This window comes from Arenimonas sp. MALMAid1274 (assembly GCF_049195245.1).
Lineage (GTDB): Bacteria > Pseudomonadota > Gammaproteobacteria > Xanthomonadales > Xanthomonadaceae > Arenimonas.
The window spans coordinates 316,442-329,816 of record NZ_JBMIRR010000026.1 but is presented as its reverse complement, the minus strand read 5'-3'; the positions used below and the strand labels follow the sequence as shown (position 1 = coordinate 329,816).

At 70.1% G+C, this 13,375-nt stretch carries 11 protein-coding genes; 10 read left to right on the top strand and 1 reads right to left on the bottom strand.

What is annotated here, in order from left to right; translation table 11 throughout:
- Positions 1-46 precede the first annotated feature (46 nt).
- The 5 genes from ACOQFR_RS07870 to ACOQFR_RS07850 all read left to right on the top strand — a co-directional run bounded on the left by ACOQFR_RS07870 (position 47) and on the right by ACOQFR_RS07850 (position 5,045).
- Entirely contained in the window at positions 47-655 is a 609-nt protein-coding gene (locus ACOQFR_RS07870; RefSeq protein WP_421380450.1) for a YkvA family protein, read from the top strand.
- A gap of 62 nt (positions 656-717) precedes the next feature.
- Complete coding sequence (locus ACOQFR_RS07865) at positions 718-1,104, top strand: hotdog fold thioesterase (protein WP_421380661.1); 387 nt, start codon at positions 718-720, stop codon at positions 1,102-1,104.
- A 100-nt stretch (positions 1,105-1,204) separates the two neighbouring features.
- Complete coding sequence (locus ACOQFR_RS07860) at positions 1,205-1,990, top strand: lysophospholipid acyltransferase family protein (RefSeq protein WP_421380448.1); 786 nt, start codon at positions 1,205-1,207, stop codon at positions 1,988-1,990.
- 3 nt (positions 1,991-1,993) lie between these two features.
- A complete protein-coding gene (locus ACOQFR_RS07855) occupies positions 1,994-3,010 on the top strand; it encodes a YheT family hydrolase (protein WP_421380446.1) in 1,017 nt (338 codons plus the stop codon).
- Positions 3,011-3,023: 13 nt separating this feature from the next.
- Positions 3,024-5,045 (top strand): tetratricopeptide repeat protein, encoded by a 2,022-nt coding sequence (locus tag ACOQFR_RS07850; RefSeq protein WP_421380444.1) that lies wholly within the window; start codon positions 3,024-3,026, stop codon positions 5,043-5,045.
- Between the two features lie 39 nt (positions 5,046-5,084).
- Here ACOQFR_RS07850 and ACOQFR_RS07845 read toward each other — a convergent pair whose 3' ends face one another.
- Entirely contained in the window at positions 5,085-5,879 is a 795-nt protein-coding gene (locus tag ACOQFR_RS07845; protein WP_421380441.1) for an undecaprenyl-diphosphate phosphatase, read from the bottom strand.
- Between the two features lie 310 nt (positions 5,880-6,189).
- On the opposite strand from ACOQFR_RS07845, the gene glnA reads away from it, so the two are divergent.
- From glnA to ACOQFR_RS07820, 5 genes are all read left to right on the top strand, one after another.
- Entirely contained in the window at positions 6,190-7,599 is a 1,410-nt protein-coding gene (gene glnA / locus ACOQFR_RS07840) for a type I glutamate--ammonia ligase (RefSeq protein WP_421380439.1), read from the top strand.
- A gap of 112 nt (positions 7,600-7,711) precedes the next feature.
- Positions 7,712-9,100 carry a hypothetical protein gene (locus tag ACOQFR_RS07835; protein WP_421380437.1) on the top strand — a complete coding sequence of 463 codons (1,389 nt, stop codon included), beginning with the start codon at positions 7,712-7,714 and terminating at the stop codon, positions 9,098-9,100.
- Positions 9,101-9,138: 38 nt separating this feature from the next.
- Positions 9,139-10,452, top strand: a complete 1,314-nt coding sequence (locus ACOQFR_RS07830) for a hypothetical protein (protein ID WP_421380435.1) — start codon at positions 9,139-9,141, stop codon at positions 10,450-10,452.
- Positions 10,453-10,524: 72 nt separating this feature from the next.
- Positions 10,525-11,868, top strand: coding sequence for a sigma-54-dependent transcriptional regulator (locus ACOQFR_RS07825; RefSeq protein WP_421380433.1), 1,344 nt, complete (start codon positions 10,525-10,527; stop codon positions 11,866-11,868).
- Positions 11,865-13,289 (top strand): ATP-binding protein, encoded by a 1,425-nt coding sequence (locus tag ACOQFR_RS07820; protein WP_421380431.1) that lies wholly within the window; start codon positions 11,865-11,867, stop codon positions 13,287-13,289. Before ACOQFR_RS07825 ends, ACOQFR_RS07820 begins: the two co-directional genes overlap by 4 nt.
- Positions 13,290-13,375 lie beyond the last annotated feature (86 nt).

The window sequence follows — 13,375 nt, the reverse complement described above, 5'->3', positions numbered from 1 at the left end:
GGCCTAGGCTGCATGCTCTCGCAAATCCTCTGCCGGACCCGCCCGCATGCCCCTTTCGATCAGCTTCGAACTCTCCGACCGCGACCTGGAACATTTCACCAAGGCCCTCGAGGCGGCGCGCGCCACCGCGGCCCACAAGAGCGCCGACGAGATCATCGCCGCCGCGTCCACGCTGCTGATCGAAGCCAACAAGGTGCAGGTCCCCGACTTCATCGCCGAGCGCCTGGAGCGCCTGGACGCGCTGATCGCGATGTCGCGCGACGACGGCTGGCACCTGCCCGAGGAAGACAAGCAGCGCGTGCTGTCGGCCCTGGTGTACTTCGCCGACCCGTCGGACGTGATTCCCGACAGCGTGCCGGTGCTGGGCTACTTCGACGACGCCATCGCCATCGAGATGTGCGTGAAGGAACTCAAGTTCGAGATCGAGGCCTACGACGAATTCTGCGAATACCGCCAGGGTGAAGCCGTTCGCCGCGGCCTCGACCCGGCGGCCGTCGGCCGCGCCGACTGGCTCGAAGCCCGCCGCGACGAGCTGGTGGACCGCATGCACCGCCGCCGCAACCGCGAAACCGGCGGCGGCTACGGCGACAGCTCCGGCTACGCGCGCAAGAGCTACACCAGCGCCTACCGTCCGGGCCTGATGCGCGTCCGCTGAGCCCCGCCATGGACGCCGGCGGTCCGTTCAAGCAGCGTCCGGACCTGGACGGCATCAACCGCATGCTGCTGGGGACCGCCGCCGAAAGTCTCGGCATCCGCATCACCGAGCAGGGCCCCGATTTCCTGCGCGGCACCATGCCGGTGGATGCCCGCACCAAGCAGCCCTTCGGGCTGCTGCACGGCGGCTCCTCGGTGTTGCTGGCCGAAACCCTGGCCAGCTTCGCCGGTTACCTGTGCCTTGACCCCGCGCTCAAGCAGCAGACCGCAGGCCTGGAGATCAACGCCAACCACCTGCGTGCCACCACGCAGGGCGTGGTCACCGGCACCGCGCGGCCGATCCACATCGGCCGCACCACCCAGGTCTGGGAAATCCGCATCGAAGACGAGCAAGGCCGCGCCGTGTGCATTTCGCGCATGACCGCCGCGGTGATCGGTCGCGCCGCCTGAACCCGTGCCGCTGCGCGCGGCGCGGCTGCAAACCCGTTCCTTGGGCCGATACCGCGGCGTCGGGTGTTTACTCGGTCCGGCTGCGGCACAATGCCGGCCCATGTCCCCCACGCCCTCCCCGAGCCGCCGTGACTGGCGCCGACCTTTCCGCTATCTCTGGCGGACGCCGCTGCTGGCGCTGCACGTCGGCGTGGGCCTGCCGCTGACCCTGGTGATGATCAACCCGCTGTCGGCGCGTATCGAAATGCGCGGCGAGCGGCTCGACCACCGCATGATCCGCTGGTGGTCGGGCACCCTGATGCGCGTGTTCGGTTTCCGCCTGCGGCGCTACGGCACGCCGCTGCCGGGCGCGGCGCTGTTCGTGGCCAACCACGTCAGCTGGATCGACATCACGCTGATCCACAGCCAGCGCATGATGGGCTTCGTGGCCAAGGCCGAGATCGCGCGCTGGCCGCTGGTGGGCTGGGTCGCCAGCCAGGGCAGCACCATCTACCACCACCGCGGCAGCAACGATTCGCTGCACGGCGTGATGCATGCCATGGTCGAGCGGCTGCAGCAGGGCCTGGCGGTGGGCGTGTTCCCGGAAGGCAAGACCACGCGCGGCGACGCCATCGGCACCTTCCACGCGCGCATCTTCCAGCCGGCGGTGCTGGCCGGCGTGCCGGCGCAGCCGGTGGCGCTGAAGTACGGCCTGCGCGGCGACGCCCAGACCATCGTGGCCTTCGGCGAGAAGGAAAACTTCCTGCAGAACTTCCTGCGCCTGCTGGGCGAGCCCGGGCGCGTGGCCGAGGTGCATTTCCTTGAGCCCGTGGCCTCGAGCGAGGACGGCCGCCGGCGCATGGCCGAAACCTGCCGCGAGCGCATCATCGCGGCCATGGCGGGCTGACCGGTGGTCGGCGCGTACCGGCCGCCGCGCTGGCTGCGCAACCCGCACCTCCAGTCGGTGCTGAGCTCAATGCCGCTGCGCCGCGTGGCCGGCCAGCGTGCGCTGCAGCGCCTCGGCGCGCGCACCGAAGAGCACATCATCGAAGTCGAGGACGGCGTGCGCCTGCAGGGCTTCCACAGCCAGGTGCCCGGCCAGGCCGCGCGCGGCCTGGTGCTGCTGCTGCACGGCTGGGAGGGCAGCAGCGAGTCCAGCTACATGCGCCACACCGCGGCGGCGCTGCTGGCCAAGGGCTTCGAGGTGTTCCGGCTCAATTTCCGCGACCACGGCGACACCCACCACCTCAACGAAGGCCTGTTCCATTCCTGCCGCCTGGCCGAAGTGGTGCAGGCGGCGGCGGAAGTGGCGCGGCGTTTCCCGGCGCGGCCGATGATGGCCGCGGGCTATTCGCTGGGCGGCAACTTCGCGCTGCGGCTGGCGCTGTCGGCGCCGGCCGCCGGCATCCCGCTGCTGCACGCCGCGGCCGTGTGCCCGGCGATCGACCCGTCGGCGGTGATGCGCCAGCTGGAATCCGGCCCGGCGTTCTACAACTGGTACTTCATGAAGAAGTGGCGCGGCTCACTGCAGCGCAAGCGCGCACTGTTCCCGCAGCACCACGACTTCGACGACACCGTGCTGGCGCGCGACATGCGCGGCCTGACCCACTGGCTGGTCGAGCGCCACACCACGATGGGCGGGGTCGAGGACTACTTCGACGGTTATGCCGTGGCCGGCGAGCGCCTGGCCGGCCTGCAGGTGCCGGTGAGCGTGCTGGCCTCGCGCGACGACCCGGTGATCCCGGTAGACGGCTTCCCGCAGCTGCGGCTGCCGGCGCACTCGCACCTGGAGATCGCCGACTTCGGGGGCCACTGCGGCTTCCTGGAAGGCGCCGATCTGCGGGGCTACGCCGAGCGCTGGGTGGCTGCCCGGCTGGAAGCCGCGGCCGGGGCGGAGGCTCGCGGTACAATCCCGGTTTCCGCTTAACCGAAGACTCCCCATGCTCGCCAACATCACCGAGGCCCTGCGCCAGGGCGACCTCGCCGCGGCCCTCGCCGCCGCCCGCGCCACCGTGGCCGAACAGCCCGACAATGCCGTCGCCCACCACCTGCACGGCGTCTGCCTGCAGCGCAGCGGCGACCTGGCCGGCGCCCGCGCCGCCTTCGGCCAGGCCCTGGGGCTGGCCCCCGACCAGGCCGCGTTCCACTTCAGCCTGGCCTCGCTGGACCTGGCCGAGGGCCGGGTGGATGCCGGGCTGCAAGGCCTCAAGCAGAGCCTGGCCCTGGACCCCAACCAGCTGGGCGCCTACGTGACCCTGGTGCACCTGGCCCTGGGCCGCAATGACCTGGCCGAAGCCGAGCGCAACCTGCGCCTGGCCAAGCGCGTGAACGGCGAGCACCCGCAGGTGCTGGTGGCCGAAGGTTACCTGGCCCAGGCCCAGGGTGACGGCGAGCGCGCGATGCGCTGCTTCACCGCCGCCTCCGCCGCCGACCCCACCCTGGCCGCGGCGCAGCTGGCGCTGGGCATGGCCTTCCTCAATCGCAAGATGTGGAGCTTCGCCGAGCAGGCGCTGTCGAACTCGCTGGCGCTGGACACCTCGCGCGCGCCCAACACCCTGCGTGCGCTGGCCGAGGCGCGCCGCCGCCAGGGCAAGGCCGAGCAGACCGTGACCGTGCTCGACGAGCTGATCGCCAAGCTGCCCGGCGACCTGCCCGCGCGCGGTCTGCGCGCCGAGATCCTGGCCGGCACCGGCCGCGAGGACGACGCCCTGCCCGATTTCCTGGCCGTGCTGGAACACCGCCCCGACCACGTCGCGGCCTTGCGTTCGGCCTCGGCCCTGCTGCACCGGCAGGGCCGCACCGACGAGGCGCGCGCCATCATCGAACGCGCACTCGAGCTTTCGCCCGGCAACGACCTGCTGTGGATGGTGCGGCTGAACCTGGTCGGCCAGCTGCAGGAAGACGCCAAGGAGCTGCTGGACCGCTGGCTCGACCGCAATCCCGACAGCGTCGGCGCGCTCGAGCTGCTGACCGACTACCACCGCACCCGCGGCGACACCGCGCTGGCCGAGTTCTATGCCGAGCGCGGCCTGGCCCTGGATCCCGGCCTGCAGATCAGCACCGTGGTGATGATCCAGGCCGAGCTGGCCAAGGACCCGGCGTTGGCGCTGGAACGGGTGGACCGCCACCTGATGGGACTTACCGACCCCGAGCGCCGCCGTGCGATGCAGGGCTGGGCCGGCGTGGCGCTGGACGCGCTGGGCCGCCATGCCGAAGCCGCCGCCCGCTGGCGCGAGATGCTGCAGGACGTGATCACCGGCGCGCTGCCGCCGCCGACCCCGCAGGGCGCCGAGCGCGCCCCGGCCGGCGAAATCCCCGGCACCCTGCTGTGGTCGCCGGTCGGCGTGCGCGCGGAATTCGTGCTGCGCACCGCCAAGGAAGCCCTTGGCCCGCGCCTGCGCCTGGACCGCATCGGCGCGCAGAACAGCGGCGACGGTTTCGGCCTGCTGCGCTACGCGCCCGGCCACCCGGAAGCCGGCACCGCCGAGCGCTGGACCCAGGCCCTGGTGGCCAATGGCCTGGACCCGGCCAACACGGTCGACTGGCTGCCGCACCTGGACGGCTACACCCTGGCCGCGCTCGGCGGTGCCCAGGTGCTGGCCCTGGTCACCGACCCACGCGACGCCTTCCTTAACTGGATCATCCACGGCAGCCTGCAGAACTACCTGGTCTCGCCGGTGCTCACCGATGCGGCCGACTGGCTGGCCCACGGCTTTGAGGCCCTGGCCGACCATCGCGATGCCCATCCCGATCGCGTGGCCTTGGCCCGACTGGACCTGGAGCCGGCCGAGGCGGCCACCGTGATCGAGAACACGCTGGGCCTGCCCGAGCCGCTGCCCGCGGTGTTCGGCACCGGCATGCGCTTCCCGACCGGGCACTGGCGCCAGTACGCGGATGCGTTCGGCGCCGAGTTCGCGCGGCTGGCGCCGGTGGCGGTGCGGCTGGGCTATCCGCTCAGCTGACCGCGAACATGCGGGGTCGGCCGCAAGGGCCGCCCCGCCTCAGCTGCCGGCCGGCAGGCCCAGCAGCAGCGCCGCGCCCAGGCCGATGCGGTACCAGGCGAAGGGCGTGAAGCGGTGCCGCGAGATGTAGCCCAGCAGCCAGCGCACGGTGGCGAAGCCCGTCACCGTGGCCGCCGCGAAGGCGATGCCCAGGCTGGCCCAGTCTTCCTCGCCGGCGCGGCCCTCGCTGAGGGTTTCCATCATCGCGTAGCCAGTGGCCGCGAACATGGTCGGGATGCCGACCAGGAAAACGAATTCGGCCGCGGCCGGCTTGCGGTTCATGCCCAGCAGCAGGGCCATGAAGATGGCCGCCGCCGACCGTGAAGTGCCCGGGAACACGCCGGCCAGCACCTGCGCCAGACCCACGGCGACCACGACGGTCCAGGTCAGGTTGTCCGAAGGTGGGCGCCGGTCGGCGATGCGTTCGGCCACCAGCATCCACACGCCGCCGATCACCAGGGCCCAGGCCACCGGCGTCACGGTCTCGGGCAGCTCCCAGCCCAGCAGCCGCACCGGCAGGCCCACCACAGCCGTGACCAGGAAGGCCGCCGCGATCTTCATCGCATACAGCCGGTGCGCCGGATCGGCCAGCCCCGTCGTCAGCTGCCACAGCCGCTGCCGGTAGACCAGGGTGATGGCCAGGATGGCGCCGGCCTGGATGGCGATGTTGAACAGATCCGAGCGCGCGCCGAGCCAGTGCTGCGCGATCAGCAGGTGGCCGGTGCTGGAGATGGGCAGGAATTCGGTGACGCCCTCGATGAGGCCGAGCAGGAGGGCGGAGAGCAGGTCGTTCAAGGGCGGGCCGGTGGAGGTTGGGTGGTGGGGATGATACGGGGTGGGGGGGAGGAACCAGGAACATGGGAACTAGGAACTAGTAACTAGTGGGAGCGGGGTCTTGGCCCTTCACTAGTTCCTATTTCCTCTTCACTCGTTGCCGAGACAAATCCCTAAAGCAGCGCAAATCACGCCACAGAATGCACCACAACAGTGCAGCGCTTCTCCCGGCTTAGGGGAAAAGATCGTTTAATCAACCGCTTACCCTCGCCAGCCCACTGGCACGCCCCTTGCAACCCTCAGGCATCCCTTCTCTCCCGGAGCTGCCCGCATGTCCATCGCCAACATCGAAAAACTCATCAAGGACCACGACGTCGAGTTCGTGGACCTGCGCTTCGCCGACGTGCGCGGCGTGCAGCACCACGTCACCTTCCCGGTGTCGATCATCGAGCCCTCGCTGTTCGAGGACGGCAAGATGTTCGACGGCTCGTCCATCTCGGGCTGGAAGGGCATCAACGAGTCCGACATGGTGCTGCTGCCGGACCCGGACACCGCCGTGCTCGACCCGTTCACCGCCGACCCGACCCTGATCCTGACCTGCGACGTGCTCGACCCGGCCACCATGCAGGGCTACTCGCGCTGCCCGCGCGGCGTCGCCAAGCGCGCCGAGGCCTACCTCAAGGCCAGCGGCATCGCCGACCAGGCCTACTTCGGTCCCGAGCCCGAGTTCTTCATCTTCGACTCGGTGCGCTTCGCCAACGACATGGGCCACACCTTCTTCGAGGTCGACTCCGAGGAAGCGCACTGGAACAGCAAGAAGAAGTACGAGGGCGGCAACAGCGGCTACCGTCCGGGCCTGAAGGGCGGCTACTTCCCGGTCGCGCCCACCGACACCCTGCACGACATCCGCGCCGAGATGTGCAAGCTGCTCGTGGCCGCCGGCCAGGAAGTGGAAGTGCACCACCATGAAGTGGCCAACGCCGGCCAGTGCGAGATCGGCACCAAGTTCAACTCGCTGGTGAAGAAGGCCGACGAGCTGATGATGATGAAGTACATCATCAAGAACGTCGCCTTCCGCAACGGCAAGACCGCCACCTTCATGCCCAAGCCGCTGGTGGGCGACAACGGCAGCGGCATGCACGTGCACCAGAGCCTGGCCAAGGGCGGCACCAACCTGTTCACCGGCGACGGCTACGGCGGCCTGAGCCAGATGGCGCTGTGGTACATCGGCGGCATCTTCAAGCACGCGCGCGCCATCAACGCCTTCGCCAACTCCACCACCAACTCCTACAAGCGCCTGGTGCCGGGCTTCGAGGCGCCGGTGATGCTGGCCTACTCGGCGCGCAACCGCTCGGCGTCCTGCCGCATCCCGTACGTGTCCAACCCGAAGGCGCGCCGCATCGAGATCCGCTTCCCGGATCCGATGAACTCCGGCTACCTCACCTTCACCGCGCTGATGATGGCCGGCCTGGACGGCATCAAGAACAAGATCGACCCGGGCGCGCCCAGCGACAAGGACCTGTACGACCTGCCGCCGGAAGAAGAGAAGAACATCCCGACCGTCTGCCACTCGCTCGACCAGGCGCTCGAGGCGCTGGACAAGGACCGCGAGTTCCTCAAGGCCGGCGGCGTGATGAGCGACGACTTCATCGACGGCTACATCGCGCTGAAGATGCAGGAAGTGACCAAGTTCCGCGCGGCCACGCACCCGCTGGAATACCAGATGTACTACGGCATCTGACCCTCCCCCAGAGACACGTGGGATGCCGACGGCCCGGGGAAACCCGGGCCGTTTTTATTGTCGGCGCGGATTGGCGTCGGTAGCATCCAGGCTCGAGTCGACAGGGAACGGCATGGGAAAGCGACTGAAGTGGATCGTGCTGGTGCCTCTGGCCCTGTTCGCGGCCGCGCTGCTAACGGTGCACGTCCTGCGTTGGCTGGCGGTGGATGACGCGGACCGCGAAGCATTGGCGACGATGCAGGTGGACGAGCGTCCTTCGCAAGGTCGCAGTGGATTCGCGGCCCTTGCACTCGCGGACCGGGACATTCCCCTGGAACAGCGCGAGCGGGTGGTGGGCGAAGACGTGCGGGCGTTCGAGGCCTGGCTGGCGGACCCGAAAGCGGCGCACGCAGAGGGCCTTCGCGAGGTCATGTTTGATCCGCAGCAAGACAACTTCGCGAGCTGGGAAGACACCGAACAGCACCTCCAGGTCGCAGGTCATTTCCCTTACCGCGAAACGCCGCCCATGGTGGAGGGGACGTGCAGTCTGCGGGAGTTTGGTTGCCTCCAGATGGTCCGGACGTCGCCACGCGTGGCCGAGGTCTGGTTGCGGCAGCACGCCGACGCGTTGGCAAGGGCGGACGTCGCGCTGGCCGCTGACCATTTGCGCAACCCCTATCCCCCGTCATGGGACACGCCGTTCGTTAGTTATGCCCTGCTGCGGCTGCCCTTGAACCAGGCGGCGCTGGATGCGGTGCAGGACCGCGTACCGCAGGCGCTGTCACGAGCCTGCCGCACGCTTGCCGGCGCGAGGCGGATCGCCGGTCGTCCGGAACACCTGCTGGACAAGATGATCGGCGACGCGCTGGCCGAGGGTGCCGCCAGCCTGTTGCTGGATATCCGCCGGGAGCATGCAGCCCTGCCACTGCCCGCCGAATGCGACGAGGCGCTGCGCCCGGTCCTGGCGCAGGCGGCCCTGGCGTGCCCGTCCATCCGCGGCGAATTCCGGATCCATTCCGCGACCCGTGAACGCATGGCGGCCGCGCTTGCCGCCAGCTGGAATCCGCGTGACGTGATCGCGCGGTTGTTGCTGAGCGACCGCAAGCTGATGAGCGTGTGGCTTGCCAGAAGCGCGTCGACCTACTGCAGCCAGGACTATGTCCGGCAGGTCCTCGATGGCCACCTCCCTCCGCCGCGAGCCCATGAGCCAATCGCTGGAACGTGGCAGTGTTTTGCGGCCGTGCTCGACTGCATCCTGCTCGACATCGCCACGCAGTCGTACGTGGATTATCAGGCGCGCATGCTCGACAGCGCTGCCACCCTGCGTGTTTTGCTAGCCGCGCAAGCTGCGGCGGGAGGCGAACTGGAGGATAAGGCGCTGGCCGCCGCGGCCGCGTCTCCCGGATACGACGTGCGCCTGGATACATCCACCGGCGAATTGCTGCTGACGCTGAAGAAGCCCCGCGAGGGCGAAGAATCCGGACTCCGGATCCGCTACCGCGCCGTGGGGGGCGGACGGTGAGGCTGCCTTCGACGTGGCGGTTGCCGATCGTGTGCCTGATGGTGCCCCTGCTGCTGCTGGGCGGATTCCAGCTGCTCCGCTGGCACGCCATGGGTCCGGCGCAGCGCGAGGCGCTCCGGTGGATGCAGCCGCTGCCACCGCGTGAGGGCGAGAACGCGTTCAAGTGGCTGGCCCTGGCCAACTACCAGGTATCACCCGGGCAGGTCGACGCCGCGATGGCCGAGGAGATCAGCCATTTCCAGGACTGGAACCGCCGGATGGAGCTGGCGGCGGTGTCAACGCGACGCCCCGACTTCCGGCCTTATCCTTTCGCAGCCAAGGAAAAATACGGCGCTCGACCGCCGCCGGCTTATGGAGCGCTCGAGTGCATGCGCGACGTGAACGCGAGCTGCCTGGACACGGTGCGTGGCAAGGTGGGTCCGGTCCGCGCCCTGCTGGAGCAGGAGGCAGGCCGGCTGGAGATGATGGACCGCGCGCTGTCGGCAGACCATCTGAGCAATCTTTTTCCGCGCTCCGCACCGGTGGACTCGCTGCAATTCAACGGCATGGGTCTGGTCACGCTACGCGCCGCGTTGGCCGGTGCCGACGGCCGGGTCGGCGAGTCCCTGGAGCTGGCCTGCCGGCAGATGGCGACGCTGCGACGGTTCAGGGCCGACACCGACGTCGCGACTGCCCACTTCGGACTGACGGTCAATATCCAGCGGGCCGGCAAACTGGTCCTGGATCTCCGTCGGGCGCATCCCGCGCAACCCTTGCCTCCTGCCTGTACGGAGGCCCTGAGGCCTGTAGAAGCCGAGGACTACATCCTGTGCAACGCCATGCGCGACCGTAATGCATTGTTTGAGCATTACTACCAGCTGGCCGCACGCATGTATCCCTCGAAGCCACGCATTGATCGCTGGCTGCACGAGTGGTTCGGCATCTATGAGCCGCTGCGTAAAGCCTGGCACGCGCAGCAGTTCAGCGCCTATTGCGGGCAAGCCGCAGTCGATGACATGGAGGCGGGCCGGACTCCGGCGAACCGCGACCTAATCACGCCGGGCCAGCTGGCGTGTTACGCCGCACCGGCGTCCTGTCACGAACAGTCACGACGGCAGATCCCGGAGCAGGAGGCACTTCGTGCCCTCGACGCCTATGCGTCCCTGCGCCTGCTGCTGGCCGCACATCGGCTGGCGGAGGGTGGACAGACTCCGCACGAGGCCTGGCTGGCGCTGCGCTTGCCCGGCTATCCGGTCGCCGAAGACGCGGACGGGAAGCGGTGGTCCATCGCACAGCGGGCCCTCGACGGCCAGCAATTCGAAGTCGATATTTCCGGGCTGGGTGATACGGCAAACGCCGGCGCCTCGCGTTGACGCCCGCCCCCGCCTCAAGGATGCTGGCCTCCCGCAGCGGCGCCGCGCGCGCCGCGCCCCGAGATCCCGACCGTGCCTGAAGCGAGTCCCGCTCCCGCTGGCCGCGTCCTCGCCATCGACGACGACCGCGACCTGCTCGACAACCTGCGCTACTGCCTGGAGGCCGCCGGCCACCAGGTCACCGTGGCCGACACGCTGGCGCAGGGCCTGGCGCTGGCCGCCAGCCTGCCGTTCCATGTGTGCCTGCTGGACCGAAACCTGGGCCTGGACAACGGCGCCGAGGCGCTGCCGCGCCTGCGCGAGCTGGCGCCGCGCATGCCGGTGGTGATGCTCACCGCGCATGCCAGGGTGGATGACGCCGTGGCCGCGCTCGCCGCCGGCGCCGCCGATTACCTGATCAAGCCTTGTTCCGCGGCGCAGCTGCAGCTGGCCGTCGCGCGCCAGCTCGACACCCGCCGCCTGGTCGACCGCGTCACCACGCTCGAGAGCGAACGCGAGGACAGCGGCGGCGAATTCGCCTCGGCCAATCCGGCCATGCAGGCGCTGCTGGCCTCGGCGCGGCGCGCGGCGCAGACCGACGCCAACATCCTGGTGCTGGGCGAAAGCGGCAGCGGCAAGGGCCTGCTGGCGCGCTGCATCCACGACTGGAGCGCGCGCGCCGGCGCCGCGTTCGCCACCGTCAACTGCCCGTCGCTGTCGCCCGAGCTGCTGGAAAGCGAACTGTTCGGCCACGCGCGCGGCGCCTTCACCGGCGCGGCGCAGAGCACGGTGGGCCGCGTGGGCCACGCCGACGGCGGCACGCTGTTCCTGGACGAGATCGGCGATTTCCCGCTGGCGCTGCAGCCCAAGCTGCTGCGCTTCATCGAGGACAAGGCCTACGAGCGCATCGGCGACCCCGGCACGCGCCGCGCCGACGTGCGCATCATCGCCGCCACCAACCACGACCTGGCCGCGGCGGTGGCCGCCAACCGCTTCCGCGCCGACCTGTACTACCGGCTCAAGGTGGTGGCACTGACGCTGCCGCCGCTGCGCGAACGACCCGAAGACCTGGAGCCGCTGGCGCTGGATTTCCTGCAGCGCTTCGCCCGCCGCCACGGCCGGCCCGCGCGCCGGCTGCAGCCCGCGGCCCTGGCCAAGATCCGCGGCTATGCCTGGCCAGGCAACGTGCGCGAGCTGCAGAACGTGATCGAACGCGCGGTGATCCTGGGCAACGAAGCCAGCATCGGTCCGTCGCAGCTGCTGCTCGAACCGGTCGCTGCGCCGGTCGAGTACGACACCGGTGCCACGCTGGAAGACGTCGAGCGCCGGCACATGGCGGCCGTGCTCGCGGCCAGCGACACCCTGGACGCCGCGGCGCGCACGCTGGGTGTGGACCTGTCCACGCTGTACCGCAAGCGCAAGCTCTACGGCCTGTGAACACGCCGGCCGCCGCCAGCCGCCAGCGCGGGTGGCTGATCCTGCTGTCGGCGCTGGCCCTGGCCATCGCGCTGGGCAGTTCCATCTATTCGCTGCGCACCACCCAGCGCCTGGCCGATTCCATCGCGTCGGTCAGCCACACCCAGCGCGTGCTGGAACAGGTGAACCGCTACTGGGGCGTGCTGGGCGATCGCGACAGTTCGATCCTGCGCTACCTGCTCAGCGGCGATCCCGAAAGCCTGGCCACCTTCCGCCGCACCCTGGTGGAAATGGAGCAGGCGCACCAGCAGCTGCACGCGCTGGTGGGCGACAACGCCGCCCAGCGCGCGCGACTGGACCGCATCGAGGACCTGCACCGTGCGCGCGTGCGCCGCGCCGACGAAGTGATCGCGATCAAGCAGCGCGCCGAGGCCGGCGACCCGGCCGCGCAGGCGCAGATGGAAACCGAATTCGACGGCGCGCCGCCCAGCAACAACGCCGAGTCCATGCGCGTGCTGCTGGAAGACATGGCCGACAGCGAGAAGCAGCTGCTGGCCCAGCGCAGCGAGCAGCGCACGCAGATGATCCGGCAGAACCGCATCACCGTGCTGGGTGCCAACGGCCTGGCGCTGCTGGCCGGCGCCGCGGTGCTGCTGGCGCTGCGCCGCCTGCGCCGCCGTGCCGAGGAAGCGCAGCGCGCCCGCGCCGAAATGGAGCAGGCCCAGCGCGCCGAGCGCGAGCAGGGCGCGCTGCTGGCCGTGCAGCAGCGGCTCGCGCGCGAACGCCAGGAAGGCCTGGACCTGATCGCGCACGACCTGCGCCAGCACTTCGGCAACATCCTGTTCGGCCTGGACCTGCTGGAAACGGCCGACCGCGCCGACGCGCGCGAACAGCTCACGCGCACCGCGCGCGGCGCCGCCAACTCCGGCCTGCTGTTCCTGCAGGCGGTGCTGGAGCAGGGCGCCGAAGAAGCCCACGGCGAGCCGGCGGCCCCGGTCGTCTTGGCACCGCTGGTGCGCGACACCGTGGCCGCCCACCAGCGCCAGTCGCAGGAGCGGCAGATGCCGGTGCACCTGGCCCTGGACGAAAGCCTGAGCGTGCGTGCCCAGCCCACGGGCGTGGGCCACGTGCTGGCCAACCTGCTGTCGAACGCGCTCAAGTACGCGCCGGCCGGCAGCGCGGTGGACATCGTGCTGCGCGCCTCGCAGGGCCGCGCGCGGCTGGAGGTGATGGACCGCGGCCCGGGCGTGCCCGCGTCCGAGCAGCCCGCGCTGTTCCGGCGGTTTGCGCCGCTGTCGGCGCGGCCCAGCGAGGGCGAGGTGGCCACGGGCCTGGGCCTGGCCCTGGCGCGCCAGCGCGCCCGCGCCCAGGGCGCCGAGCTGCGCTACGAAGACCGCCCCGGCGGCGGCGCCTGCTTCGTCGTCGAATGGCCGCTGGCCTGAGACCGCGAAGGATCGGGCAATAAACCCGAATTCGGGCACGGTGCAACGCCCGCGCCACGTCTGGCACGCGCGATCCCGCGCCACGG

Excerpts from the sequence above, each read along its gene's own strand:
- ACOQFR_RS07870 (WP_421380450.1), top strand. The coding sequence starts at position 47 with ATGCCCCTTTCGATCAGCTTCGAACTCTCCGACCGCGACCTGGAACAT.
- ACOQFR_RS07865 (WP_421380661.1), top strand. The coding sequence starts at position 718 with ATGCTGCTGGGGACCGCCGCCGAAAGTCTCGGCATCCGCATCACCGAG.
- ACOQFR_RS07860 (WP_421380448.1), top strand. The coding sequence starts at position 1,205 with ATGTCCCCCACGCCCTCCCCGAGCCGCCGTGACTGGCGCCGACCTTTC.
- ACOQFR_RS07850 (WP_421380444.1), top strand. The coding sequence starts at position 3,024 with ATGCTCGCCAACATCACCGAGGCCCTGCGCCAGGGCGACCTCGCCGCG.
- glnA (WP_421380439.1), top strand. The coding sequence starts at position 6,190 with ATGTCCATCGCCAACATCGAAAAACTCATCAAGGACCACGACGTCGAG.
- ACOQFR_RS07835 (WP_421380437.1), top strand. The coding sequence starts at position 7,712 with ATGGGAAAGCGACTGAAGTGGATCGTGCTGGTGCCTCTGGCCCTGTTC.
- ACOQFR_RS07830 (WP_421380435.1), top strand. The coding sequence starts at position 9,139 with ATGGTGCCCCTGCTGCTGCTGGGCGGATTCCAGCTGCTCCGCTGGCAC.